The 24248-nt window shown below is 66.8% G+C and carries 20 protein-coding genes and 1 other RNA gene; 11 read left to right on the top strand and 10 right to left on the bottom strand.

The features are described 5' to 3' along the window. Positions 1 to 9: 9 nt before the first annotated feature. From serC to gyrA, 3 genes are all read right to left on the bottom strand, one after another. Positions 10 to 1092, bottom strand: a complete 1083-nt coding sequence (gene serC / locus MRS60_RS04890) for a 3-phosphoserine/phosphohydroxythreonine transaminase (RefSeq protein ID WP_034183033.1) — start codon at positions 1090 to 1092, stop codon at positions 10 to 12. Between the two features lie 174 nt (positions 1093 to 1266). Beyond that, the gene (locus tag MRS60_RS04885) at positions 1267 to 1866 is read right to left on the bottom strand and encodes a DUF2059 domain-containing protein (protein WP_021157463.1); all 600 of its coding nucleotides are present in this window, start codon (positions 1864 to 1866) and stop codon (positions 1267 to 1269) included. 83 nt (positions 1867 to 1949) lie between these two features. Further along, positions 1950 to 4553 carry a DNA gyrase subunit A gene (gyrA, locus tag MRS60_RS04880; protein ID WP_034183032.1) on the bottom strand — a complete coding sequence of 868 codons (2604 nt, stop codon included), beginning with the start codon at positions 4551 to 4553 and terminating at the stop codon, positions 1950 to 1952. Between the two features lie 548 nt (positions 4554 to 5101). Here gyrA and ompA point away from each other — a divergent pair. The 4 genes from ompA to ssrA all read left to right on the top strand — a co-directional run bounded on the left by ompA (position 5102) and on the right by ssrA (position 7738). Continuing rightward, complete coding sequence (gene ompA, locus MRS60_RS04875; protein ID WP_006400736.1) at positions 5102 to 5770, top strand: outer membrane protein OmpA; 669 nt, start codon at positions 5102 to 5104, stop codon at positions 5768 to 5770. Positions 5771 to 5922: 152 nt separating this feature from the next. Then, entirely contained in the window at positions 5923 to 6621 is a 699-nt protein-coding gene (ubiG, locus tag MRS60_RS04870; RefSeq protein ID WP_243565305.1) for a bifunctional 2-polyprenyl-6-hydroxyphenol methylase/3-demethylubiquinol 3-O-methyltransferase UbiG, read from the top strand. A 13-nt stretch (positions 6622 to 6634) separates the two neighbouring features. After that, positions 6635 to 7351, top strand: a complete 717-nt coding sequence (gene gph, locus MRS60_RS04865; protein WP_034183030.1) for a phosphoglycolate phosphatase — start codon at positions 6635 to 6637, stop codon at positions 7349 to 7351. Positions 7352 to 7368: 17 nt separating this feature from the next. Beyond that, positions 7369 to 7738, top strand: a transfer-messenger RNA (tmRNA) gene (gene ssrA / locus MRS60_RS04860). Between the two features lie 276 nt (positions 7739 to 8014). Here ssrA and MRS60_RS04855 read toward each other — a convergent pair. The 3 genes from MRS60_RS04855 to MRS60_RS04845 all read right to left on the bottom strand — a co-directional run bounded on the left by MRS60_RS04855 (position 8015) and on the right by MRS60_RS04845 (position 10221). Continuing rightward, on the bottom strand, positions 8015 to 8368 hold the full coding sequence (locus MRS60_RS04855; RefSeq protein WP_034183020.1) for a DUF4148 domain-containing protein: 354 nt from the start codon (positions 8366 to 8368) through the stop codon (positions 8015 to 8017). Between the two features lie 375 nt (positions 8369 to 8743). Continuing rightward, positions 8744 to 9013 carry a hypothetical protein gene (locus tag MRS60_RS04850; RefSeq protein WP_034183019.1) on the bottom strand — a complete coding sequence of 90 codons (270 nt, stop codon included), beginning with the start codon at positions 9011 to 9013 and terminating at the stop codon, positions 8744 to 8746. 101 nt (positions 9014 to 9114) lie between these two features. Next, entirely contained in the window at positions 9115 to 10221 is a 1107-nt protein-coding gene (locus MRS60_RS04845; RefSeq protein ID WP_243565304.1) for a substrate-binding domain-containing protein, read from the bottom strand. Between the two features lie 131 nt (positions 10222 to 10352). On the opposite strand from MRS60_RS04845, the gene MRS60_RS04840 reads away from it, so the two are divergent. Genes MRS60_RS04840 through MRS60_RS04825 form a run of 4 tightly spaced genes read left to right on the top strand, consistent with a single transcriptional unit; the run spans position 10353 to position 15655 of the window. Then, the gene (locus MRS60_RS04840; protein WP_175748813.1) at positions 10353 to 10853 is read left to right on the top strand and encodes an NAD(P)H-dependent oxidoreductase subunit E; all 501 of its coding nucleotides are present in this window, start codon (positions 10353 to 10355) and stop codon (positions 10851 to 10853) included. Beyond that, positions 10850 to 12427, top strand: coding sequence for a formate dehydrogenase beta subunit (locus tag MRS60_RS04835; protein ID WP_243565303.1), 1578 nt, complete (start codon positions 10850 to 10852; stop codon positions 12425 to 12427). The genes MRS60_RS04840 and MRS60_RS04835 overlap by 4 nt, the downstream gene beginning before the upstream one ends. Positions 12428 to 12444: 17 nt before the next feature. After that, positions 12445 to 15396, top strand: a complete 2952-nt coding sequence (fdhF, locus tag MRS60_RS04830) for a formate dehydrogenase subunit alpha (RefSeq protein ID WP_243565302.1) — start codon at positions 12445 to 12447, stop codon at positions 15394 to 15396. A 7-nt stretch (positions 15397 to 15403) separates the two neighbouring features. Further along, the gene (locus MRS60_RS04825; protein ID WP_175748810.1) at positions 15404 to 15655 is read left to right on the top strand and encodes a formate dehydrogenase subunit delta; all 252 of its coding nucleotides are present in this window, start codon (positions 15404 to 15406) and stop codon (positions 15653 to 15655) included. An 8-nt stretch (positions 15656 to 15663) separates the two neighbouring features. On the opposite strand, the gene MRS60_RS04820 is transcribed toward MRS60_RS04825, so the two are convergent. Then, complete coding sequence (locus MRS60_RS04820; RefSeq protein ID WP_243565301.1) at positions 15664 to 17310, bottom strand: FAD-dependent monooxygenase; 1647 nt, start codon at positions 17308 to 17310, stop codon at positions 15664 to 15666. Positions 17311 to 17440: 130 nt separating this feature from the next. Here MRS60_RS04820 and MRS60_RS04815 point away from each other — a divergent pair, with 130 nt between their 5' ends. Next, positions 17441 to 19279, top strand: coding sequence for a tetratricopeptide repeat protein (locus MRS60_RS04815; RefSeq protein ID WP_432207830.1), 1839 nt, complete (start codon positions 17441 to 17443; stop codon positions 19277 to 19279). Between the two features lie 83 nt (positions 19280 to 19362). Here the strand turns inward: MRS60_RS04815 and MRS60_RS04810 are convergent, their stop codons facing one another. Beyond that, positions 19363 to 20658 (bottom strand): MFS transporter, encoded by a 1296-nt coding sequence (locus MRS60_RS04810; protein WP_105391863.1) that lies wholly within the window; start codon positions 20656 to 20658, stop codon positions 19363 to 19365. Between MRS60_RS04810 and MRS60_RS04805 the strand changes: the two genes are divergently transcribed. Beyond that, positions 20657 to 21013, top strand: a complete 357-nt coding sequence (locus tag MRS60_RS04805) for a hypothetical protein (RefSeq protein WP_131948101.1) — start codon at positions 20657 to 20659, stop codon at positions 21011 to 21013. The genes MRS60_RS04810 and MRS60_RS04805 overlap by 2 nt on opposite strands. A 650-nt stretch (positions 21014 to 21663) precedes the next feature. Continuing rightward, on the top strand, positions 21664 to 21966 hold the full coding sequence (locus tag MRS60_RS35025) for a hypothetical protein (RefSeq protein WP_347814838.1): 303 nt from the start codon (positions 21664 to 21666) through the stop codon (positions 21964 to 21966). 76 nt (positions 21967 to 22042) lie between these two features. Here the strand turns inward: MRS60_RS35025 and MRS60_RS04795 are convergent, their stop codons facing one another. Then, positions 22043 to 22732, bottom strand: a complete 690-nt coding sequence (locus tag MRS60_RS04795; RefSeq protein WP_034183008.1) for a DUF2968 domain-containing protein — start codon at positions 22730 to 22732, stop codon at positions 22043 to 22045. A gap of 115 nt (positions 22733 to 22847) precedes the next feature. Then, positions 22848 to 24032 carry a gamma-glutamyl-gamma-aminobutyrate hydrolase family protein gene (locus MRS60_RS04790; protein ID WP_243565298.1) on the bottom strand — a complete coding sequence of 395 codons (1185 nt, stop codon included), beginning with the start codon at positions 24030 to 24032 and terminating at the stop codon, positions 22848 to 22850. Positions 24033 to 24248: the final 216 nt, after the last annotated feature.

The following is a 24248-nucleotide window of genomic DNA, read 5'->3' as shown; positions in this document are numbered from 1 at the left end:
GCGCCGCCGTCAGGCGCCGCGCTGCTCGAAGTCCTTCATGTACTCGACGAGCGCCTTCACGCCCTCGAGCGGCACCGCGTTGTAGATCGACGCCCGCATGCCGCCGACGGACTTGTGGCCCTTCAGCTGCAGCAGCCCGCGCGCCTTTGCGCCGGCAAGGAAGTCTTCGTTGCGCGTTTCGTCGGCCAGGAAAAACGGCACGTTCATCCGCGAACGCGCTGCCGGCTCGACCTTGTTCAGATAGAAGCCGCTCGCATCGATCGTGTCGTAGAGCAGCTTCGATTTTTCGATATTGCGGGCCTCGATCGCTTCGAGGCCACCCTGCCGCTTCAGCCACTGGAACACGAGACCCGCGATGTAGATCGCATAGGTGGGCGGCGTGTTGTACAGCGAGTTGTTCTCGGCGACAGTCTTCCATTCGAACGCGGACGGGCAGATCGACAGCGCGCGATCGAGCAGATCCTCGCGCACGATCACGACCGTCACGCCGGCCATCCCGATATTCTTCTGCGCACCGCCGAACAGCACGCCGTATTTCGCGACGTCCATCGGGCGCGACAGGATGTGCGACGAGACATCCGCGACCAGCGGCACGTCGCCGAGATCGGGAATCTCGAACGTCTCGACGCCGTCGATCGTCTCGTTGGTGCACAGATGCACGTAGGCCGGATCGTCCGACAGTTGCCATTCGGCGCGCGCCGGCGCGCGCGTGAAGCCGTCTTCCGTCTTGCCGGTTGCGGCGAGATGCGGCGTGCAGAACTTCTTCGCCTCGCCGAACGATTTCTGCGACCACGAGCCCGTCACGACGAAGTCGGCGGTGTTGCGCGACCCGAGCAGGTTCATCGGCACGATCGCGTTTTCCGCGATGCCGCCGCCCTGCAGGAACAGGATCCGGTGGCTTGCCGGCACGCCGAGCAGGTCGCGCAGGTCGGTCAGCGCGGCCTCGTGAATCGACATGAATTCCTTGCCGCGATGGCTCATCTCCATCACGCTCATGCCGCTGCCGTGCCAGTCGAGCATTTCGTCGGCGGCCTGCCGCAGCACTTCCTCGGGCATCGCCGCAGGACCGGCGGAGAAATTAAAGACGCGCATCGTGAAAACCTCGGGAGGGACGCGACCGGCGGCTTGCCGCCGCATGTCAGTTGCAAATGAGCCGCGCCAGAAAAAGAATGGCCGCTTGCGCTCGCGCGCAAACGGCCATTATCGCACTGTCGTCAGGCTCCCGCCAAACCCGGCCGAACGGCCGGGGGGGCGTGCCCGGACGGCTTACTTGCCCGGCTTGACTGCTGCGACTTCCTTGTCAGCCTGCGTGCGCGTTGCCTGGATCGCTTGCGGCATGTACTTCTGCATCAGACCGTTGACCACGTCGCGACCGACCTGATCCTGAACCTGGATGAACTTGCGGCCCGTCGGGCTCTTGTAGAACGTCGTCAGATCCTTGATCTCCGACGTGCTGTAGTACTTCGCGTATGCGTCGTACTGAGCCGACATTGCGTCGTTCTGGAACTGCTGCGTGCCGAACACCTTGCCCGCGCCGTCGACCAGCTTCGGCACCGCGTTCTTCTGCAGCGTCGGAACGGCAGCCTGCTTCTGCTTGTCGTTCAGCGTCTTGTTTTCCGACAGCGCGTCCGACAGGATCGCCGGCACGAGCTGCTTGGCCTGCATTTCGGCGCTGTTGCCGATTGCCGACACGAGCTTCGGCGCGTCGATCGCGTCGAGCAGATCCTTGATCGCTGCCTTCTTGTCGGCGTCGATCGGCGCAGCTGCCGCGGCGGGCGCCGGTGCGGAATTCGACAGCGCTTGCGCCATCGCGAACGTCGGCACCAGTGCAGCCAGCAGGACCAGTTGCTTGAATTGCTTTTGCATCATCACTCCCTTTTGGAAATATGAATGGTTGCTCGCCGGCCGCGGCGCTTCACGCCCGCGGCGGCCAGAGTCTCATCCGTTCTTCAGGCTTCGCCGTCCGACGCCTCGTCGGCCTCGCCATCGCCCTCCTCGGCCTCCGCAATCTGCTGCAGGCCGGAGAGCTTGGTACCCTCATCGAGACTGATGAGTGTAACACCTTGCGTGGCGCGCCCCATCTCGCGAATCTCGGAAACACGGGTGCGAATCAACACGCCGGCCGTCGTGATCAGCATGATCTGATCCTCGGCGTCGACGAGCGTCGCGGCCACGACCTTGCCGTTGCGCTCGGACGTCTGGATCGCGATCATACCCTTCGTACCGCGACCGTGACGCGTGTACTCGGTGATCGGCGTGCGCTTGCCGTAGCCGTTCTCGGTCGCGGTGAGCACGGTCTGCTCCTCGCTGCCCGCAACCAGCATCGCGATGACCTGCTGCCCGTCCTCGAGCTGCATGCCGCGCACGCCGCGCGCCTCGCGCCCCATCGGACGCACGTCGTTCTCGTCGAAGCGCACGGCCTTGCCGGCGTCGGAGAACAGCATCACGTCGTGCGCGCCGTCGGTGATCGACGCACCGATCAGGAAGTCGCCGTCGTCGAGGCCGACCGCGATGATGCCCTTCTTCATCGGGCGGCTGAACGCTTCGAGCGGCGTCTTCTTCACGGTGCCGAGCGACGTCGCCATGAAGATGAACTTGTCGGCCGAGAATTCCTTCACCGGCAGCACGACGTTGATCTTCTCGCCTTCCTGCAGCGGGAACATGTTGACGATCGGGCGGCCGCGCGAGTTGCGCGAGCCCTGCGGCACCTCATAGACCTTGACCCAGTACACGCGGCCGCGGTTCGAGAAGCACAGGATGTAATCGTGCGTGTTCGCGATGAACAGCGTCTCGATCCAGTCGTCTTCCTTCATCTGCGTCGCCTGCTTGCCGCGACCGCCGCGCTTCTGCGCGCGGTACTCGGACAGCGGCTGCGACTTCACGTAGCCCGCGTGCGACATCGTGACGACCATGTCCTGCGGCGTGATCAGATCCTCGGTGTTCAGCTCGGTCGCGTTCAGCTCGATCTTCGAGCGGCGCGCATCGCCGAATTCGGCCTTCACCGACGTGAGTTCCTCGCCGATCATCGTCGTGATCCGCTCGGGGCGCGCGAGGATGTCCAGCAGGTCGGCGATCTGCGCCATCACTTCGCGGTACTCGCCGATGATCTTGTCCTGCTCGAGGCCGGTCAGGCGCTGCAGGCGCATCTGCAGGATTTCCTGGGCCTGCGTGTCGGACAGACGGTACAGCCCGTCGACCTGCATGCCGAACGCCGGGTTCAGGCCTTCCGGGCGGTACGCGGAGCGGCCGCCGGCCGCCGCGTTCTCGCTCTCGGCGCGCGTCAGCATCTCGCGCACGAGCGACGAATCCCACGGCTTCGCCATCAGTTCCTGCTTCGCGATCGGCGGCGTCGGCGCGGCCTTGATGATCGCGATGAACTCGTCGATGTTCGCGAGCGCGACCGCGAGACCTTCGAGCACGTGGCCGCGTTCACGGGCCTTGCGCAGTTCGTAGATCGTGCGGCGCGTCAGCACTTCGCGTCGATGCGACAGGAAGCACTGCAGGATTTCCTTCAGGTTCAGCAGCTTCGGCTGGCCGTCGACGAGCGCGACCATGTTCATGCCGAACGTGTCCTGGAGCTGCGTCGCCTTATACAGGTTGTTCAGCACCACTTCGGGCACTTCGCCGCGCTTGAGCTCGATCACGACACGCATGCCGCTCTTGTCGGACTCGTCGCGGATATCGGAGATGCCTTCGAGCTTCTTCTCGTTGACGAGCTCGGCGATCCGCTCGAGCAGCGAGCGCTTGTTCACCTGGTACGGCAGCTCGTCGACGATGATCGCCATCCGCTGGCCGCGGTCGATCTCCTCGAAGTGCGTGGCCGCGCGCATCACGACGCGGCCGCGCCCCGTGCGGTAGCCGTCGCGCACGCCGGCGACGCCGTAGATGATGCCGGCGGTCGGGAAGTCCGGCGCCGGGATGATCTCGATCAGCTCGTCGATCGTCGCTTCCGGGGTGTTCAGCAGGTGCTGGCACGCGTCGACGACTTCGTTCAGGTTGTGCGGCGGGATGTTGGTCGCCATGCCGACCGCGATGCCCGACGAGCCATTGATCAGCAGGTTCGGGATGCGCGACGGCAGGACCGACGGCTGCATTTCGTTGCCGTCGTAGTTCGGCTCGAAATCGACCGTTTCCTTGTCGATGTCGGCGAGCAGCTCGTGACCGATCTTCGCCATGCGAATTTCGGTGTAACGCATCGCCGCGGCATTGTCGCCGTCGATCGAGCCGAAGTTGCCCTGCCCGTCGATCAGCATGTAGCGCAGCGAGAAGTCCTGCGCCATCCGCACGATCGTGTCGTAGACCGCGGTGTCGCCGTGAGGGTGGTACTTACCGATCACGTCACCGACGATACGCGCCGACTTCTTGTACGCGCGGTTCCAGTCGTTGTTCAGTTCGTGCATCGCGAACAACACGCGCCGGTGCACGGGCTTCAGGCCATCGCGGACATCCGGGAGGGCACGTCCGACGATCACGCTCATCGCGTAATCGAGATACGAACGGCGCATTTCCTCCTCTAGGGAGGTGGGCAGGGTCTCTTTGGCGAATTGATCCATGTATCCGTATCGTTTCGGAGCGAAGACGGCGAACGCCTTTCGCGTGGGCGCTGCATGCGCAACGCAACGCGAGATTCTAACATGCGCCCATCAGCCGCAAATTCGCCTCCCCCTCTATATATAAATAGCGAAAATCGCGGCGGCGGCGGACCGGCCGGAACCGCACGCGACTCGACGCCACCGTTGATCGCGCCCGGTTTACCGGCGATCCCACCCGGTTTGTTTCACGCGCACGAGTAAACAGTTGCCCGCACCCGCGCAATTTCGCCGGCGCACTCTTGACAATCTCTAAAAGTTGCGGCAGGCCGGTGTTGCGCATGCACCACAAAGTTGAGGGGATCTTAGGGTGGGGAGGATTTTTTTTCGTAGGAAGGGAACGATATGGCAAAATGCCAACGCACTGAAAGTTAGACGCTGCTCGAAGTCTACACAGAGCGGTGCCGCGTTTTTTGTGCCGCACCAATGTTATACTTCGAGCAATGTATGACTTGTCACCGTCAACAGGCTCGCAGTAAACCTGCGGTAATCTCAATTTCGAGAGGAGAAATATGAATAAACTTTCAAAGCTCGCGTTCATTGCAGCTACCGCAGTTATGGCTGCATCCGCTTCGGCACAGTCGGTGCCGGCGTCGCGTCAAGCCGTCAATGACAACTGGGTGAACGGCACGGGCGAATGGGTGTGGATGAACGGCACGAACGAGCTCTGCTGGCGCGATGCGTTCTGGACGCCGGCCACCGCCAACGCGAAGTGCGATGGCGCACTGGTCGCCCAGGCACCGCAGCCGCCGGTCGCTCCGGTCGCTCCGGCCATCACGAGCCAGAAGATCACGTATCAAGCTGACGCCCTGTTCGACTTCGACAAGGCAACGCTCAAGCCGCTGGGCAAGCAGAAGCTGGACGAACTGGCTTCGAAGATCCAGGGCATGAACACGGAAGTGGTCGTCGCAACGGGCTACACGGACCGCATCGGTTCGGACAAGTACAACGACCGTCTGTCGCTGCGCCGTGCGCAGGCCGTGAAGTCGTACCTGGTCAGCAAGGGTGTGCCGGCCAACAAGATCTACACGGAAGGCAAGGGCAAGCGCAACCCGGTTACGACTGGCTGCAACCAGAAGAACCGCAAGCAGCTGATCGCCTGCCTCGCACCGGACCGCCGCGTGGAAGTCGAAGTGGTTGGTACGCAAGAAGTCCAGAAGACGACCGTTCCGGCGCAGTAAGCCGCGGTTTTCGACTGCTTCAAAGCCCCGCTCCGGCGGGGCTTTTTCATTGACGCCCGTCCGGGCGCTCGCTGGCCTCGTCGTCCGCCCGCTTATATACTCGGGGCTGACGAACCGCAGCACCGCCCTCCTTCCGTAGCCCGTTTGCCGCCATGACCAACGCCGATCCGCACGAACTCCAGAAATTCAGCGACCTCGCCCATCGGTGGTGGGATCCGAATGCCGAATTCAAGCCGCTGCACGACCTGAACCCGGTCCGGCTCGGCTGGATCGACGCACATGCGCACCTGGCCGGCAAGCGCGCACTCGACATCGGCTGCGGCGGCGGCATCCTGTCCGAATCGATGGCCGGGCTTGGCGCCCAGGTGAAAGGCATCGACCTGTCGACCGAAGCGCTTGGCGTCGCCGACCTGCACAGCCTCGAAAGCGGCATCGCGGTCGACTACGAGGCGATCGCCGCCGAAGCGATCGCCGCGCGCGAGCCGGGCACCTACGACGTCGTCACGTGCATGGAGATGCTCGAGCACGTGCCGTCGCCCGGCGATATCGTCGCCGCGTGCGCGACGCTCGTGAAGCCGGGCGGCTGGGTGTTCTTCTCGACGCTGAACCGGAATCTGAAGTCCTACCTGTTCGCGGTGATCGGCGCAGAGTACATCGCGCAAATGCTGCCGAAGGGCACGCACGACTACGCGCGCTTCATCCGCCCGTCGGAACTGGCCGGCTTCGTGCGCGCGACGGATCTGCACATCGTGGAGATCAAGGGCATCACGTATCACCCGATCGGCAAGCGCTTCGCGCTGTCGAACGACACCGACATCAACTACCTCGTCGCGTGCCGCCGCGGCGCGTGACCCTCCGACCGGCATGACGACTCCCCTTTCGACCGCGCGGGCCGCACTCGACGAACCGCGCCTGCTGCACTGCGCTGCCGTGCTGTTCGACCTCGACGGCACGCTTGCCGACACGGCGCCCGATCTCGCCGCCGCCGTCAACAAGATGCAGCGCGCGCGCGGCCTGGCCGAAACGCCGCTCGACGTGCTGCGGCCGCTGGCCTCGGCCGGCGCGCGCGGCCTGCTCGGCGGCGCGTTCGGCATCGATCCGCACACGCCCGGCTACGAAGCGATGCGCGACGAGTTCCTGGCCAACTACGCGACGGATATCTGCGTGCAAACGACGCTGTTCCCCGGCATCGGCGACGTGCTCGACGAACTCGATGCGCGCAGCGTGCGCTGGGGCATCGTCACGAACAAGGCGATGCGGCTCACGGCGCCGCTCGTCGACCTGCTCGGTCTTGCACCGCGCGCGGCCTGCGTCGTCGGGGGCGACACAACGCCGCACTCGAAGCCGCACCCTGCTCCGCTGCTGCACGCGGCCGACCAGCTGACGCTCGCGCCGGCGCGCATCGTCTATGTCGGCGACGATCTGCGCGACATTCAGGCCGGCAGCGCGGCCGGCATGGCGACGGTCGCGGCCGCGTACGGTTACTGCGGCGACGGCGCCGCGCCGGCCGACTGGCAGGCCCAGCATCTCGTCGACACGACGCAGGAACTGCGCGAACTGCTGCGCGATGTTGGGCTATAATGATCGATCTGATCCGCGGGGGCGACCTGGTTTCGACAGGGGTTGTGAAGCGGCTAGGGCATGTCGAGGACCCGTCACCTCGTTAATCAATGGGAAAATCGTAACTGCAAACGACGATACGTTCGCACTGGCAGCCTAACGGCCGCCGTCCTCTGCCTAGTTCACTGACGGGCTAGTGTCGCAAGACCGGTAGCAATACCGCCAGAGGTCATTTACGTCAGTTAAGCCCTGTCGGCGTCGCGACGCCAGGGTCGAAAACCTAGCGAATCGCCGTAGTGCAGCGTGTTCGTCCGCGTCGCTGCGGTTAAATCAAATGACTGAACTAAACATGTAGAACTAGTCGTGGAGCGCTTCTGGACGCGGGTTCGATTCCCGCCGCCTCCACCAAATTCCGCGCTCGCCGCACGAACCCCGCATGACGCAAGTCTGCGGGGTTTTTTGTTGCCGGCGAAACGCATGCGTCCCCTCTCCTTCGAAAAAGCGCCCAGCCACGGACGGGCCGGGCGGAATGCCGCCGGTATTCCGGCGACAGGAGGTGACGGATATTCCGCCGCGCCCGCGCAAGCGTCGGTCGCAACGGGCTGCGGCCAGCCCGGTTGCCGCTGCGCAGGGCGCGACGTGTCCGCCGCACCCTGCGCTCGAGCACACCAGGCAATACAAGACTCAGCTGCCGCGATACAGCGACTTCATTTCTTCAGCGCTGGCCGGGCGCACGCCCATGGCATGCGAACCCGATGCCGATGCGCCCTGTGCCTGCGCGCCGTACCCGCTGGCGTCAGCGCCTTGCGCTTGCGCCAGTGCGCTGCGCTGCTGTTCCGCAACACGGGCCGTTGCGGCCTGGACCGCTTCCGGATAGTGCGGATCTTCGCCGCGGGCGGAGTTGTAACCGGCTTGCTGGAGCTGGACCAGCTCGGCACGGACCTGCGCGCGGGTGATCGTCGAACCCGACTGGGCAAACGACACGACCGGGGCAACGAGAGCGGCAGCAACGACAACAGCTTGAACGAGCGACTTCATGATGACCTACCTCCAGATTTGTCTGTTTTCGCGGTGAACACCTTGTTCAGCGCCGACAAACTGAAGTTTATGTAGGCGGATGCTTAAGAATAAGGCAGGTTTCAGGAAGACATCCTTCCTGATTTACGGGTTAACCCTAGATCACTCGCCGGGCCGGCGATTCGCGAACGCTGCTTCGCCCGACATCGCGTCGCATGACGACTCGCCTGAAAGCACGAGCCCCGCGAAGCGACAACGCTTCGCGGGGCTCGAATGGTATTGCACGGGATTCGTGCAGTCGCGCCGGTCAGACGGTCAAGCCGATATGCGTGTGCCCATCACCCGTCTGCCGATTCGACACCGCACGACGACGGTGCAAACACGCCTGTCCAGGTGTTACTGAGTATCCATCGGGCACTTCAGATTGCAGCCGTTCGGGTCGCCCAGGTCGCCCTTGCGACGCAAGGCCGATTTCTTGCTGCCCTGGTATTTCTGCGACGGCGCCGACGCCGCGAACGGCATCTGCGGATGCTCGTTCAAGCGAAACTGTTCGCTCAGGATGCCGCCGGGCACGCCCGGGGAATTCTGCGCAAGCGCGAACGGCGAAGCAGCGACCAGAAGCCCCGCGGTCAACGCTGCCGCGGCGAGGGAAACGGAAAATTTCATGGCGGGATGACGCCTGAACGGCGTGCTTGTTGGAACGTTGATCAAGCGCCAAGCGTAGCGCAAATCTCCCGCTCCTGCAGCGCAGTCCGACCGCGTGCCCGTCACCGGGAATGGCCGTCCGGCGCGCTCGTACCGTCACTGCCGGCCAGCCCCGTCGCAATGCTCGTCAGCGTCCCGCATGCGGCCGGATCGTAGCCGTCGAGATGGGCGACGCGCTCGACGAAGCGCGCGTCGCGCAGCAGCGCCAGCACGCCGTCGAGCGGCCGCGCGTCGAGCCGCGCGCGTTCGCACGCGAAGTAATAGTCCTCGTCGACGACCGGGATGAAATCGAGCCCGAAATGACGGGCGGCCGGCTCGACCCCGAAGCCGAGATCGGCCATCCCGCTCGCGACGAACGCGGCGATCGCAGAATGCGTGAGTTCGGCCGACGCATAACCGTCGATGCGCTCGGGATCGATGCCGATCGCGCGCAGCGCGAGATCCAGCAGCATGCGCGTACCCGACCCCGGCTGCCGGTTGACGAAGCGGATGTCGTTGCGCGCGAGGTCCGCGAGCCCGCAGACCTGCTTCGGGTTGCCGCGCGGCACGAACAGCCCCTGCTGGCGGCGCGTCAGGTGAATCAGGACGTGGCGCGCGTCGTCGAGCCACGGCCGGTAGATCTGCGCGCACTGAGCGCGAAACGCGCCGCGCGGCAGATGGAAGCCGGCCAGGTCGCATTCGCCGCGCGCGAGCGCCTGCACGGCCTCGACGCTCTCGCGATACTTGATGTCGACGGCTGCCTGCGCATCGACGAGCGCGGACACGAGCGTCGCGACCGCGTAACCGTGCGACGCGTGGATACGCACGGCGCCGTCGCGCTGCGCAAGCCGCCGGTTCAGGTCGCTGGCCACCTCGGCCGCCAGCGTGCGCAGGTTCCCGTCGAGCCGGCTGCGCGCGAGGCGCTGCGCGTCGACGACCGCCTGCCCGAGCTCCGACAGCGTCGATCCCTTGCCCCGCGCGGTTTCGATCAACTCTGCGCCGATGCACGCTTCCAGCGCGCGCAGCATGCCCCACGCGTGCCGGTACGACAGCCCTTTTGCCTGGGCAGCCTGCGCGATGCTACCCGTGTCGGCCACGAGTTCCAGCAACGGCGCGACGTCCGACAGGCTGGCCGTGCGACCTTCCGTGTCGCGTACGGTCAGATACGCGTCGCATTCGATTCGAACCAATTATGTACTCCGATTTCCTATTGCGACTGCGAAATCTTCCGCTTATCGTTGATGAAAATCAATCTGAACGAAGTCGCGATGCACACTATATGAATAGTGAGCGCATATGAGACTTTGGAGGAGCATAACCGATGTCCCCGAATTCCCATGCGCCCGACGCGCTCGTCGAGCGCCATGCGCGCGCCGGCCGGTCGCTGGTCGCGATCCTTCATGCGATCCAGGACGACGCGGGCTACGTGCCGCCGGGCTGCGTCGCGCCGCTCGCCAGGGCGCTGAATCTGTCGCGCGCGGAAGTGCACGGCGTACTGACCTACTATCACCACTTCCGCACCGCGCCGCCCGCGCGCGTGACGATCCAGATGTGCCGCGCCGAAGCGTGCCGCAGCATGGGCTGCGAAACGCTCGCCGCGCACGCTGAAGCCCGCACGGGCTGCCGGTTCGACGCAGCGCACGGCGATGCCGCGAATGCGCACGCGCCGGACGCCGTCGCGCTCGAATCGGTCTACTGTCTCGGACTGTGCGCGCAGTCGCCGTCGCTGACGGTCAACGGCGTGCTGCATGCGAAGGTCACGCCGGAGAAATTCGACGCGCTGCTGGCCGATGCTCTCGCCCACACGCCGGAGGCCGCATGACGACCCGCATCTACGTCCCCCGCGATTCGTCCGCGCTGGCCCTCGGCGCCGACGCGCTCGCCGCCGCGATCGTCGCGGAAGCCGAACGGCGCGGCGTCGCGATCGAACTGGTCCGCAACGGCTCGCGCGGGCTGCTGTGGCTCGAGCCGCTCGTCGAAGTCGGTACGGCCGCAGGGCGCGTCGGTTATGCGAACCTGTCGGCCGCCGACGTGCCGGCCCTGTTCGATGCCAACTGGCTCGAAGGCGGTGCGCATCCGAGCGGCGTCGGCGTCGTCGACGCGCACCCCTATCTCGCGCGCCAGCAGCGCCTCACGTTCGCGCGCATCGGCCTGACCGATCCGCTGTCGATCGACGACTACCTGCAGCATGAAGGCCTCGCCGGCCTGAAGAACGCACTCGCGCTCGACGGCGATGCCGCGTGCGAAATGCTGATCGAATCGGGGCTGCGCGGCCGCGGCGGCGCGGCGTTCCCGGCCGGCATCAAGTGGCGCACGGTCCGGCACGCGAGCGCCACGCAGAAGTACATCGTCTGCAATGCGGACGAAGGCGATTCGGGCACGTTCTCCGACCGCCTGATGATGGAATGCGATCCGTACTGCCTGATCGAAGGGATGATCATCGCGGGCATCGCAACGGGCGCGACGGTCGGCTACATCTACGTGCGCAGCGAATACCCGCACGCGATCGCGACGCTCGAAGCCGCGATCGTCCGCGCGCGCGAGGCCGGCTGGCTCGGCGAACACGTGCTCGGCTCCGCGCATGCATTCGAGCTGCACGTCGCGAAAGGCGCGGGCTCGTACGTGTGCGGCGAGGAAACGGCGCTGCTCGAATCGCTCGAGGGCAAGCGCGGCGTCGTGCGCGCGAAGCCGCCGCTGCCCGCGCTCGCCGGCCTGTTCGGCCAGCCGACCGTGATCAACAACGTGATCACGCTCGCGACGGCACCCGTGATCTTCGCGCGCGGCGCCGCGTTCTATCGCGACTACGGGATGGGCCGCTCGCGCGGCACGCTGCCGTTCCAGCTGGCCGGCAACATCCGTCACGGCGGCCTCGTCGAACTCGCGTTCGGGGTCACGCTGCGCGAGCTGCTGTTCGACTTCGGCGATGGCACGGCAAGCGGCCGGCCCGCACGCGCCGCACAGGTCGGCGGCCCGCTCGGCACCTACCTGCCCGACCATCAGTGGGATGTGCCGCTCGACTACGAGGCGTACACGGCGATCGGTGCGGTGGTCGGCCACGGCGGCATCGTGCTGCACGACGACACGTCGAACCTCGCCGAGCTTGCCGAATATGCGATGAAGTTCTGTGCGATCGAATCGTGCGGCAAGTGCACGCCGTGCCGGATCGGTTCGACGCGCGGCGTCGAGACGATCGCGCACATCCGCCACGGCGACACGTCGGAGCGGCAGGTCACGCTGCTGCGCGACCTGTGCGACACGATGCTGGCCGGTTCGCTGTGCGCGATGGGCGGGATGACGCCCTACCCGGTGCTGTCCGCGCTCGACCATTTCCCCGAAGATTTCGGGCTCGCTGGCGGCAAGGATGCCGCGTCGGGCCCGGTCAAGGCTGCGGCCTGACCCAGAAGGAGCCCTGCATGTCCCTCGACACGAACAACGTCCGCCAAGGCGGCTGCGGCTCGGGCCAATGCGCGTGCAAGAGCGCCGCACAGGCACGCGCCCGCGACCCGTTCGACGATACCGACTACGGCACGCCGCAACGGCATGCCGATACCGACGTCACGCTCGAAATCGACGGCCAGCCGGTGACGGTACCTGCCGGCACGTCGGTGATGCGCGCGGCGATCGAAGCCGGCGTCAACGTCCCGAAGCTCTGCGCGACCGACTCGCTCGAGCCGTTCGGCTCGTGCCGGCTGTGCCTCGTCGAGATCGAAGGCCGGCGCGGTTATCCGGCGTCGTGCACGACGCCGGCCGAAGCGGGCATGAAGGTGCGCACGCAGTCGGACCGGCTGCAGTCGCTGCGCCGCAACGTGATGGAGCTGTACATCTCCGACCATCCGCTCGACTGCCTCACCTGCCCCGCCAACGGCAACTGCGAGCTGCAGGACATGGCGGGTGTCGTCGGGCTGCGCGAAGTGCGCTACGGCTTCGATGGCGCGAATCACCTCAACGACCGCAAGGACGAATCGAACCCGTACTTCACGTACGACCCGTCGAAGTGCATCGTCTGCAACCGCTGCGTGCGCGCGTGCGAGGAAACCCAGGGCACGTTCGCGCTGACGATCGCCGCGCGCGGCTTCGAATCGCGCGTCGCCGCAGGCGAAAGCGAATCGTTCATGGCGTCGGAATGCGTGTCGTGCGGCGCCTGCGTCGCCGCATGCCCGACGGCCACGCTGCAGGAAAAATCCGTCGTGCAGCTCGGGCAGGCCGAACACTCGGTCGTCACGACCTGCGCGTACTGCGGCGTCGGCTGCTCGTTCAAGGCCGAGATGAAGGGCACGCAGGTCGTGCGCATGACGCCGAACAAGAACGGCCTCGCGAACGAGGGGCACGCGTGCGTGAAGGGACGCTTCGCGTGGGGCTACGCGACGCACAAGGACCGCATCACGAAGCCGATGATCCGCGAGAAGATCACCGACCCGTGGCGCGAAGTGAGCTGGGACGAAGCACTCACCTACGCGGCGACGCAATTCCGCAAGCTGCAGCAGAAGTACGGCCGCGATTCGATCGGCGGCATCACGTCGTCGCGCTGCACGAACGAGGAAACCTACCTCGTGCAGAAGCTCGTGCGTGCCGCGTTCGGCAACAACAACGTCGACACCTGCGCGCGCGTGTGCCATTCGCCGACCGGTTATGGCCTCAAGACGACGCTCGGCGAATCGGCCGGCACGCAGACGTTCGCATCGGTCGACCAGGCCGACGTGATCGTCGTGATGGGTGCGAACCCGACCGACGGGCACCCGGTGTTCGGCTCGCGGCTGAAGCGGCGCGTTCGCGAAGGCGCGAAGCTGATCGTGATCGACCCGCGCCGCATCGATGTCGTCGACGGCCCGCACGTGAAGGCCACGCATCATCTGCAACTGCGCCCCGGCACCAACGTCGCGATCGTCAACGCGCTCGCGCACGTGATCGTCACCGAAGGGCTCGTTGCCGACGCGTTCGTCGCCGAGCGCTGCGAGACGCGCGCGTTCGAGCAATGGCGCGACTTCGTGTCGCGCGCCGACAATTCGCCCGAGGCCACCGCCGACGTGACGGGCGTGCCGGCCGAGCTGGTACGCGCCGCCGCGCGCCTGTACGCAACGGGCGGCAATGCCGCGATCTATTACGGGCTGGGCGTGACCGAACACGCGCAGGGCTCGACGACGGTGATGGGCATCGCGAATCTCGCGATGGCGACCGGCAACATCGGCCGCGAAGGCGTCGGCGTCAATCCGCTGCGCGGCCAGAACAACGTGCAGGGTTCGTGCGACATGGGCTCGTTCCCGCACGAACTGCCCGGCTACCGGCACATCAGTGACGAGATCGTGCGCGCGCAGTTCGAACAGGCGTGGTCGGCCAAGCTGCAGCCGGAACCGGGGCTGCGCATCCCGAACATGTTCGACGCGGCGCTCGACGGCAGTTTCAAGGGGCTCTACTGCCAGGGCGAGGACATCGTCCAGTCGGACCCGAACACGCAGCACGTGTCGGCCGCGCTGTCGGCGATGGAGTGCATCGTCGTACAGGACATCTTCCTGAACGAGACCGCGAAATATGCGCACGTGCTGCTGCCGGGCTCGACGTTCCTCGAGAAGGACGGCACGTTCACGAACGCGGAGCGCCGCATCTCGCGCGTGCGCAAGGTGATGCCGCCGCTCGCGGGCTACGCTGACTGGGAAGTGACGCTGCTGCTGTCGCAGGCGCTCGGCTACGACATGCACTACACGCATCCGTCGGAAATCATGGACGAGATCGCGCGGCTCACGCCGACCTTCTCCGGCGTGTCGTACGAGAAGCTCGACGCGCTCGGCAGCATCCAGTGGCCGTGCAACGAGCACGCACCGGAAGGCACGCCGACGATGCACATAGACGAGTTCGTGCGCGGCAAGGGCCGGTTCGTGATCACCAAGTTCATTCCGACGCCGGAAAAGGTCACGCAGCGCTATCCGCTGATCCTGACGACGGGCCGCATCCTGTCGCAATACAACGTCGGCGCGCAGACGCGCCGCACCGAAAACGTCCGGTGGCATGAAGAGGATCGCCTCGAGATCCATCCGCACGACGCGCAGGATCGCGGCATCCGGACCGGCGACTGGGTCGGCATCGAATCGCGTGCCGGGCAGACGGTGCTGCGCGCGCTCGTGACGGAGCGCATGCAGCCGGGCGTCGTGTACACGACGTTCCACTTCCCCGAATCGGGCGCGAACGTGATCACGACGGAAAGCTCCGACTGGGCGACGAACTGCCCTGAATACAAGGTGACGGCCGTGCAGGTGCTGCCGGTTGCGCAGCCGTCCGAATGGCAGCGCGCATACGCGCGCTTCAACGCGGAGCAGATCGACCTGCTCGAGCGCCGCGCGAGCACGCCCGACACCGTGACGACAGGCAAGTGAGGCTGCGATGGACAACGACCACCTGATCGACATGGCCAACCAGATCGGCGCATTCTTCGAATCGATGCCCGATCGCGACGAAGCGCTGACCGGTATCGCCGAGCATATCCGGCGCTTCTGGGAGCCGCGGATGCGCCGCGCATTGCTCGCCGCGCTCGACGATCCGTCGGGCGAAGGCGCGCAACGCGCGGCACCGATCGTGCGCGATGCGATCGCCACGCACCGCGCGTCGCTCGTTCCTGCTCCCGCGACCGCCTGAACGCACCGCTACCCGGGCACCGACATGCCCGCGAACCAGTTTTCGCAATGGCGCAGCAACCCGTTCGCATCGGTCGCCGTGCGCCCGCGCGCGGCGACATACCCGTCGGGCCGCAGCAGGTAGAACGACGGCCGCGAGCGGCCGTACTCCTGTGCCAGCCCGGCGGCACCGTCGCCTTCGATATCGGTGACCCGCCACACGCGCACGGCGCCCGGCATGATCCGTTCGAGCCCCTGCACGAGCGCCTGCGCATCGGCCGCCATCGGCGGCGCAGCGCCGGTGTCTGCATTCACCGGCTCTTCGAGCAGCAGCAGCGTGAAGCTCGCCGGATCGTGCAGATCGTATAGCCGCGCCGTTCCGGGCGCCTGACCGAGCGGGCCGTCGAGCACGTGCACGAATGCGTCGGGCGCCCGCTCGCCCGCACGCGGGCCGCCGTCGAGCACACGCTCCAGCGTGAGCGGACTCTTCCGGTACTGCACGCCGAGCTCGCTGACCGTGCGCCGCACCGCGTCGCGCATCGGCCCGAACGACACCAGCAGCGGCACGACATGATCGCGCAGCAGCTTCATCGCGCCGCGATCCGCCTCGACGATCTGCGTAATGAAACCGGTCTGCCGCAACACGTCGCGCTCGATCGGATGACGCTCGGCGTGATACGTGTCGAGCAGCCGTTCTGGCGTGCCCGCACCGAGCACGCGCGCAAGCTTCCAGCCCAGATTGAACGCTTCCTGGATGCCGGTGTTCATGCCCTGCGCACCGGCCGGGCTGTGGACGTGCGCGGCGTCGCCCGCGAAGAATACGCGGCCGTGACGCAGTCGGTCGATCATCCGGCTATGCAGGTGGAAATAGGACGACCACGCGAGATCGCTCGGCGAGATCGACGCGCCAACGCGTGCGCGCAGAATCGCCTCGCATTCCGCGAGCGACGGGGGCGGCGCATCGGGCGACGCATCGCTGCCGGGCGGCCGGTCGGCAACGAGCCGGTAACGGCCACCGCCCATCGGAAACAGGCCCGCCATGCCTTCGGGCGTCGTGAACAGGTGGATCTCTTCGTCCGGCCAGTCGGGTATCGCCGCGAAATCGGCGAGCAGGAAAGTCTGTTCGAACGCCTGCCCGGCGAAACCCAGGCCGAGCAGATGCCTGACCGTGCTGTGCGCACCGTCGGCAGCGATCAGGTACGACGGCGCGAACGATTCGTCGCGGCCGTCGGCGCAGCGGATCGTCACGTCGAGCGACGTGCCGCCTGCATCGCACGCGGTCAGCGTCGCGCCGCGCTCGACCGTCACGCCGAACCCGGCCAGGTGCTCGGCGAGCAGCCGCTCGGTAATGCTCTGGTCGAGAAACAGCAGATACGGGTAGCGCGTTTGCAGTGGATCGAAATCGAGCCGCGCGATCACGCGGCCGTCGGCATGCAGCGCGGCCGCATGCGCGCGATGGCCGAGCGCGAGAAACGGCTCGACCGCGCGATGCTGCTCCAGCAGTTCGAGCGTGCGCGCCTGGATGCCGATCGCGCGCGAATACGGCGCGGGCGCGGCGAGGCGGTCGATGATGCGCACCGGCACGCGGGCCCGCGCGAGGCTCATCGCCGCGGCAAGGCCGGTCGGCCCCGCGCCGACGATCAGCACGGGCGGGATATCGGGCAGTGTGTCAGCCATGAGAACCTCGATGACACGCGACCCTGCAAGTCTACGCCGCTCCGCGTGACGGGGCCATATGCCGACCGGCCGATGCGCGGCACCCATGCGCGGTGTGGGAAAATACGCGCTTTCCGCCAGTTTTCGCGTCATGGATTCCGCATTCGACCGAGCGTATGCAGCACACCGCGCGGGCCGCCTCGCCGAGGCTGAGCACGGCTATCGCGCCGCGCTCGCCACCAACCCCGCCGACGCAGATGCGCTGCATCTGTTCGGCGTGCTGCGGCACCAGCAGGGCCAGCATGCCGAGGCGGCCGATCTCGTCGGCCGCGCCGTCGCGCTGCGTCCGGACGATGCCGCGCTGCAGCTCAATCTCGGCAACGCGCTGAAAGCGCTCGGCCGGCTCGACGACGCGATCGACCGCTTTCGCAACGCGCTGACGCTCGCGCCCGAATTTCCGCTCGCGCACTACAACCTCGGCAACGCGTATGCGGCGCTGCAGCGCCATGAGGATGCGATCGACGCGTTCGGCCGCGCGCTTCGGCTCACGCCCGACGACGCATCGATCCACAACAATCTCGGCAACGCGCTGAACGCGCTCGGCCGCCACGACGACGCGCTCGCAGCGTTCCGACGCGCGCTCGAACTGCGGCCCGGGCATGCGGGCGCGCACAACAACCTCGCGATGGCGCTGAACGCGATGGGCCGCGCCGACGACGCGATCGCACACTTCCAGGCCGCGATCGCCGCGCAGCCGCGCTTCGTCGCCGCGCATTTCAATCTCGGCAATACGTTCGATGCGGTCGGCCGGCATGCCGAGGCGGCCGCCTCGTTCGAAGCCGCGCTCGCGCTGCATCCGCCGTTCCCGCTTGCGCTGTTCGGGCTCGCGAACGCACTGTGCGCGCAGGCGCGTCACCGCGACGCGCTGCCCTACTACGAGCGCGCCGTCGGTCTCGATCCGTCGTTCAGCCTGGCGTGGCTGAACCTCGGCAACGCACATCACGCGCTCTGCGCGCACGAGATGGCGCTGCGCGCATTCGACCAGGCATTGCGCGTCGAACCCGATCTCACGCTCGCGCGGCTGCACCGCGCGGTCACGCTGCTGACGCTCGGCGACTTCACGCGCGGCCTGCCCGCGTACGAAGCGCGCCACGAGACGCCGGGCGCGATACCGCTCGGCACGCTGCCGCGCTGGCAGGGTGAGCCGATTGCGTCGCGCACGCTGCTGATCCGCGCGGAACAGGGGTTCGGCGACACGCTGCAGTTCGTCCGCTTCGTGCCGCTTGCCCGCGCACGCTGCGCGCGCGTCGTGCTCGAAGTCCAGCCGGAACTCGTGTCGCTGCTGGCGCCCGCCGCATCGCGCTGGCGCGTGACGCTCGTTGCGCAAGGCGCCGGAAAACCGCCTGCGGCGGACGTCGCCTGCACGCTGATGAGCCTGCCGTTCCTGCTCGGGCTTCAGCCGGCGGACATCGTCGGCGGCTCGCGCTACCTCGACGCGCCCGAAGGCGCTCGCCGGCGCTTTCGCGGCTCGCTCGGCGGGCAGTCGAAACGCAAGTTCGGCCTCGCGTGGTCGGGGCGCCGCCAGGCGCAGGAAAACCGTTCGATGCCGTTCGACGCGCTCGCGCCGCTGCTCGCGCTGCCGGACATCGACTGGATCGTGCTGCAGCCCGCACTCGACGACGACGAACGTGCGCGCGTCGACGCGCATCCGCGCGTGCATCGCCTCGACGGTCGGCTGAACGACTTCGCCGATACGGCCGCGCTGATCGAGCGGCTCGACGGCGTCGTCACGATCGATACGGCTGTCGCGCACCTCGCGGGCGCGCTCGGCAAGCCGCTGTGGGTCATGCTGCCGTTCGCACCCGACTGGCGCTGGTTCACCGGCGACGACTGCCCGTGGTATCCGCAGGCCAGGATCGCCCGCCAGCCCGCGCCGGGCGCGTGGCTCGACGTGGCGGCCATGGTCGCCGACAAGCTGCGTGAAGCCTGAACGCAGACGAAAAAGGGAGCGCAGCGCGCTCCCTTTTTCAATGCGATGCATGCGGCCGGCGCCGCACGATGTGCGGGCGCCTGTCAGGCCGCCTTGTACTGATTCCGCGCGTCGGGCGTGCGGTACAGCACGAGCGTCGCAATCAGCCCGCAAATTGCCGCCACGCTCAGCCACAGCCCCGGCGCCGCCTTGTTGCCCGTCTGGTGGATCAGCAGCGTCGAGATCGCCGGCGTGAAGCCGCCGATCGTCGTCGCCAGGCTGTACGCAAGCGAGAAGCCGGCCGTGCGCACGTCGGCCGGCATCACTTCGGTCAGCGCGACGACCATCGCGCCGTTGTACGACGCGTACAGGAACGACAGCCACAACTCGACCGCGAGCAGCCGCAGGAACGACGGATCGCCGACGAGCCACAGCACGGCCGGGTAAGCCGACAGCAGCGTCAGCACCGTGAACGCGATCAGCACCGGGCGGCGGCCGATGCGATCGGACAGCGCGCCGGACAGCGGCAGCCACACGAGGTTGGAAATGCCGACGCAGACGGTTACGACGAGCGCGTCGAGCGACGACAGGTGCAGCACTTCCTTGCCGAAGGTCGGCGTGTACGCGGTGATCATGTAGAACGACACCGTCGTCATGATCACCATCCCCATGCCGGCAACCACGATGCCCCAGTTGTCGAGCATCGAGCGCATGATCTCGCCCATCGACGGGCGGTGGCGCTTCGCGAGAAACTCGTCCGTTTCCTTCAGCGAACGACGGATCAGGAACAGGAACGGCACGATCAGGCAGCCGATCAGGAACGGAATGCGCCAGCCCCATGCGGTCATTTCCTCGACCGGCAGCGCGCGGTTCAGCAGCACGCCGACGAACGCGGCGAACACGACGGCCACCTGCTGGCTGCCCGACTGCCATGACGTATAGAACCCCTTGTGGCCCTTCGTCGCGATCTCCGACAGGTAGACCGACACGCCGCCGAGTTCGACGCCCGCCGAGAAACCCTGCAGCAGCCGGCCGAGCAGCACGAGCACCGGCGCGAGCACGCCGATCGTCGCGTAGCCGGGTATCGAGGCCACCGTGAGCGTGCCGAGCGCCATCAGCCCGAGCGTCAGGATCAGCCCCTTGCGGCGGCCGTGGTGGTCGATGTACGCGCCGAGCACGATCGCGCCGACCGGCCGCATCAGGAAGCCCGCGCCGAATACCGACAGCGCCAGCATCAGCGACGCGAATGCGTTGCCGCTCGGGAAGTAGGTTTTCGCGATGGCCGATGCGTAATACCCGTAGACCATGAAGTCGTACATTTCCAGGAAGTTGCCGCTGACGACCCGGAATACGGTGCGGAATTTCGATTCCTGCACGATGGCGTGTGACGCTGTGGACATGTTTTTCTCGCTCAGCTCGGATGGCGCGAATCCGCGCCGCATGGATCAGACGACGCCCGCGGCGCCGTCCGGCGCGCACGGGCATCGCTGCCCGCCGGCGGCGCGCCGCACGACGACGCGCGCACCGGCATGGTCCGCGAATGATGCCACGCCAAGCCGACATTTGCCTTGTGTCGCCCCTGCTGCCGCCGTCGCGGCATTCGACTCGTACGAGTCGCCCCGAAACGGGCGCGAAAATCAGATTGATCTGATCGACCGGCTCTCGCCGGCCGACCACAATGTCACGATTTGCGACGAGATTTCCGCGCCGCGGCCGGCACGGTTGCCTGTGTCGCACGGCGCACCGCCCTCATGACTCCATCGCCCCTCGTCCCCGTCGAAGGCGCGCTCGCCCGCCCTCGCATCGCTCCGCTCGATCACGTACCGCCGTTCGGCCGCGAATGGACCTTTCGCGGCGCGCCCGGTGCACGGCCCGGCAAGCATTGCCTCGCCACACTGACGACATCCTGCATCGACGTCGACCGGCCGCACCGCGCGTGCCGCTGGCAGCCGTGGCCCACGGCGGCGTCAGCGCCGCAATCGGCAGGGCTGCCGGTCACGCCGGCTGCCGTTGCCGACACGCGCTCCCGACGTACCGTCCGAGGCGCTCGCGACCGACGCGCGATGTACGCAATCTGCTGGAGCGTCGGCGCGTTCGGCATCATCGGCTGGCTGATCGCCGCGCACGAACCGTTCACGGGCTTCGAGCCTGCGCACACGATCCAGATGGGCGGCATTGCGCCGGATCACGCCACGTCATCGACCGCTACCATACGGGTTGCCGCGGTTCAGCCCGATACGCCGACATACCCTGCATCGCAGCGCACGGTGGCGACACCTGTCGCGAAAACTGCAGAATCTCCACCGGCCACGTACCACGCCGCGCCTCGTCCGGCGTCGCTTCGCCCGAAGGCAACGTCCGACGTGCAGCGCACCGCCACTGCATCGCCACGTCGAACAAGCATCATGCGCACGACGGCAGCACCGACCCGGTCACCGACCGTGCCGCATCTGGCTGCACGGCCGCCAGCCCTGAGCGATACAGCCGACGCCCGCACACGCGATCGGCTCGCCTCGCCGCCGCACGCACCGGACGCACGCGATGCGCGCGACACGCTCGACGATCCGCTCACGCTGATCGCGATGGCAAACGCGCTGCGCGGCGCGCAGCCTGCCCGTCCGGCGCCTGTGCCGGCCGCCGGCTTCGACTGGACGTCGCAACTGTCCCACCGCCGAGTGACCGACGCACCGGACGCGTTCGCACACTGACACCCTGCAATAAAAAACCCGGCGAAGATCGCTTCGCCGGGTTTTGCTTGTCTCTCTCCGTCCGTCGGACGACTCGTTACTTGTGCGAGGGCAGCCCCGTCTCGGTCTGCTTCTCGAGTTGCCGCACCTGCTCCTGCAGATCACGCAACTGCATCTGCGCGGCCCGCTTCTCGACCTGCAGTGCGTGCGTCTGCTCCTGGGCCGACTTCTGCCGCTGCGCGACTTCGGCCTGCTGGCTGCGCGCGACGCTCAGATCGGCCTGCAACTGCTGCGCACGATTCGCCTGCAGCGCGATCACGCGTTCGAGAAACGTCTTCTGCGCCTGCAGCTCGGTACGGCGGATCTCGATATCCGCGAGCTGCACGGTCTGCTGGACGAAGTTCGCATACACCATCTCCGCGCGACTTTTCTCCTGCGACCGGATCACGCGCCACAGATGCTTGTCCTGGAACAGCGCGACGTAGTACGTCATCTCGCGCGGATCGAACATCAGGCTCGCGCCGTAGCTGCCGTTGTACGTCGTGCGCATCTCGACGATCCGGCCGTCGTGCAGCATCTGCGTCAATTCGGCGACGTTGCCTTGCGCGCTTGCGTCCGACGCGGATGCCGCCGGCACCGCATCGCCGCTCAGGCTCGTGACCGCCGGACGCGTACCGGCGACCGGCGCGGTCGCGTCGGCGGACCAGGCCGCGCCCGCTTGCGCGCAGGCGGCCAGTGCAACGATCCACGTTGCGCATCGTGCAGGGGAAAAGTTTCGGAAAGCCAACGTCAGACTCCGGCGAACGAATCGGAACTCGCGATTATCGTTCAAAACGAAACGGCCGCATCTCGAATTTATCGGAATGCGGCCGGCCTGCGTGCGACACGAAGAATGCGGCTTGCTACAGACGGGTTTCGCGCGCCGCGCGCAGGAACGCATCGAGCAGCGGCGTGCAGTCGAGCAGCTCCGAGCCGCCCGCGCGATGGAACTCGGGATGCCATTGCACGCCGACGACGAACGGCGAACGGCGATGGCGAATGCCCTCGATGATCCCGTCGCCGGCCGACACCGCCTCGATGTTCAAATCGCGGCCGAGATCGCGGATCGCCTGGTGGTGGATCGAGTTGACGATCGCTTCGCTGCGCCCGGGGAACATGCTCGCGAGCGTCGACGAGTCGGGGAAGCGGATGGCGTGGCGATGCTGGTCGTAATGCTCGCTCACGTGCGCATTCGCGGTCGGTACATCGGTGGCGATGTCCTGGTACAGCGAGCCTCCGAACGCGACGTTGATCAACTGGCAGCCGCGACAGACGCCGAGCACGGGTTTGCCGGATTCGACGAACTCGTGCAGCAGCTCGAGTTCGTACATGTCGCGCACGCGGTCGCCCGGCCATTCGGGGCGGGCGTCCGACGCCGCATAGGTTTGCGGCGACACGTCGGCGCCGCCTTGCAGCAGCAGGCCGTCGAGATGCTTCGCGTAGTCGCGCAGGCGGATATTGCTCGGGTGAATCATGCCCTGGTGGCCGACGGTCGGAATCATGAACACGAGCACGTCGCGCGACATCACCCAGTGTGCGATCGATTCCTCGAGATACTGCAGCGTCTTGCCCCGCAGCCCCTTCGCGCCCGGTTCCGGATGGAAGATCCGCGCCGACACGCCGATGCGCAGCGTGCGCTGCGTGATGCGCTGGCCGGCGCGGTCGAACAGCCGGCGCGCGCGCGCCGCGATGATCCGGCCGAACACCGACCACGGCGTGTCGCTCTGCTTCAGGTAGGCCGGCGGCGCATTCTGCGCGCTCGCGGGCGGCGGCCGCGGCGTATCGAAATCGGGCGGCGCGCCGAACCCGGGCGGCGGCGAGCCGGGTTTCGGCGGCGCGGCAGCACCATCGCCCGTGGCACCCGTCGCGCCCGCCGCACCCGGCTCGGATGCGGCCGTGACCGGCGACGCGCCGTCCACGGCGACGTTTTGCGCGGCAGCCTGCGCTGCCGGCGCATCGGGCGTTTTCGCCGGATCGGGACGGGGAGAATCGGAAGAAGCGGAAGACGTGCCGGGCAGACCGGCCGGGGAAAGCGTGTTTTCGCTCATGACGATGGTCTGGTACGTCGCTCACGCGTATGGATAAACGAGGATTCATTATGCTTCAGTGCACGATCGCGCGGTAAACCTGCAACATCCTGTCGACATTGTTGCAAGTCGGTGGCACGCCGCGCCGGGGAGCGCCCGCGTTCGCGTGCCGGCGACGCCACCCCGTCGCCGCGGGCACTGGACACCAGTGATATATCACAATAATATCCACGGATT

It is taken from the genome of Burkholderia pyrrocinia, assembly GCF_022809715.1.
Lineage (GTDB): Bacteria > Pseudomonadota > Gammaproteobacteria > Burkholderiales > Burkholderiaceae > Burkholderia > Burkholderia pyrrocinia_C.
This window is presented reverse-complemented; position numbering and strand designations above follow the sequence as displayed.

Coding starts and splice junctions, on each gene's coding strand:
- serC (WP_034183033.1), bottom strand. CDS start 1,092: ATGCGCGTCTTTAATTTCTCCGCCGGTCCTGCGGCGATGCCCGAGGAA.
- MRS60_RS04885 (WP_021157463.1), bottom strand. CDS start 1,866: ATGCAAAAGCAATTCAAGCAACTGGTCCTGCTGGCTGCACTGGTGCCG.
- gyrA (WP_034183032.1), bottom strand. CDS start 4,553: ATGGATCAATTCGCCAAAGAGACCCTGCCCACCTCCCTAGAGGAGGAA.
- ompA (WP_006400736.1), top strand. CDS start 5,102: ATGAATAAACTTTCAAAGCTCGCGTTCATTGCAGCTACCGCAGTTATG.
- ubiG (WP_243565305.1), top strand. CDS start 5,923: ATGACCAACGCCGATCCGCACGAACTCCAGAAATTCAGCGACCTCGCC.
- gph (WP_034183030.1), top strand. CDS start 6,635: ATGACGACTCCCCTTTCGACCGCGCGGGCCGCACTCGACGAACCGCGC.
- MRS60_RS04855 (WP_034183020.1), bottom strand. CDS start 8,368: ATGAAGTCGCTCGTTCAAGCTGTTGTCGTTGCTGCCGCTCTCGTTGCC.
- MRS60_RS04850 (WP_034183019.1), bottom strand. CDS start 9,013: ATGAAATTTTCCGTTTCCCTCGCCGCGGCAGCGTTGACCGCGGGGCTT.
- MRS60_RS04840 (WP_175748813.1), top strand. CDS start 10,353: ATGTCCCCGAATTCCCATGCGCCCGACGCGCTCGTCGAGCGCCATGCG.
- MRS60_RS04835 (WP_243565303.1), top strand. CDS start 10,850: ATGACGACCCGCATCTACGTCCCCCGCGATTCGTCCGCGCTGGCCCTC.
- fdhF (WP_243565302.1), top strand. CDS start 12,445: ATGTCCCTCGACACGAACAACGTCCGCCAAGGCGGCTGCGGCTCGGGC.
- MRS60_RS04825 (WP_175748810.1), top strand. CDS start 15,404: ATGGACAACGACCACCTGATCGACATGGCCAACCAGATCGGCGCATTC.
- MRS60_RS04820 (WP_243565301.1), bottom strand. CDS start 17,310: ATGGCTGACACACTGCCCGATATCCCGCCCGTGCTGATCGTCGGCGCG.
- MRS60_RS04815 (WP_432207830.1), top strand. CDS start 17,441: ATGGATTCCGCATTCGACCGAGCGTATGCAGCACACCGCGCGGGCCGC.
- MRS60_RS04805 (WP_131948101.1), top strand. CDS start 20,657: ATGTTTTTCTCGCTCAGCTCGGATGGCGCGAATCCGCGCCGCATGGAT.
- MRS60_RS04810 (WP_105391863.1), bottom strand. CDS start 20,658: ATGTCCACAGCGTCACACGCCATCGTGCAGGAATCGAAATTCCGCACC.
- MRS60_RS35025 (WP_347814838.1), top strand. CDS start 21,664: ATGCGCACGACGGCAGCACCGACCCGGTCACCGACCGTGCCGCATCTG.
- MRS60_RS04790 (WP_243565298.1), bottom strand. CDS start 24,032: ATGAGCGAAAACACGCTTTCCCCGGCCGGTCTGCCCGGCACGTCTTCC.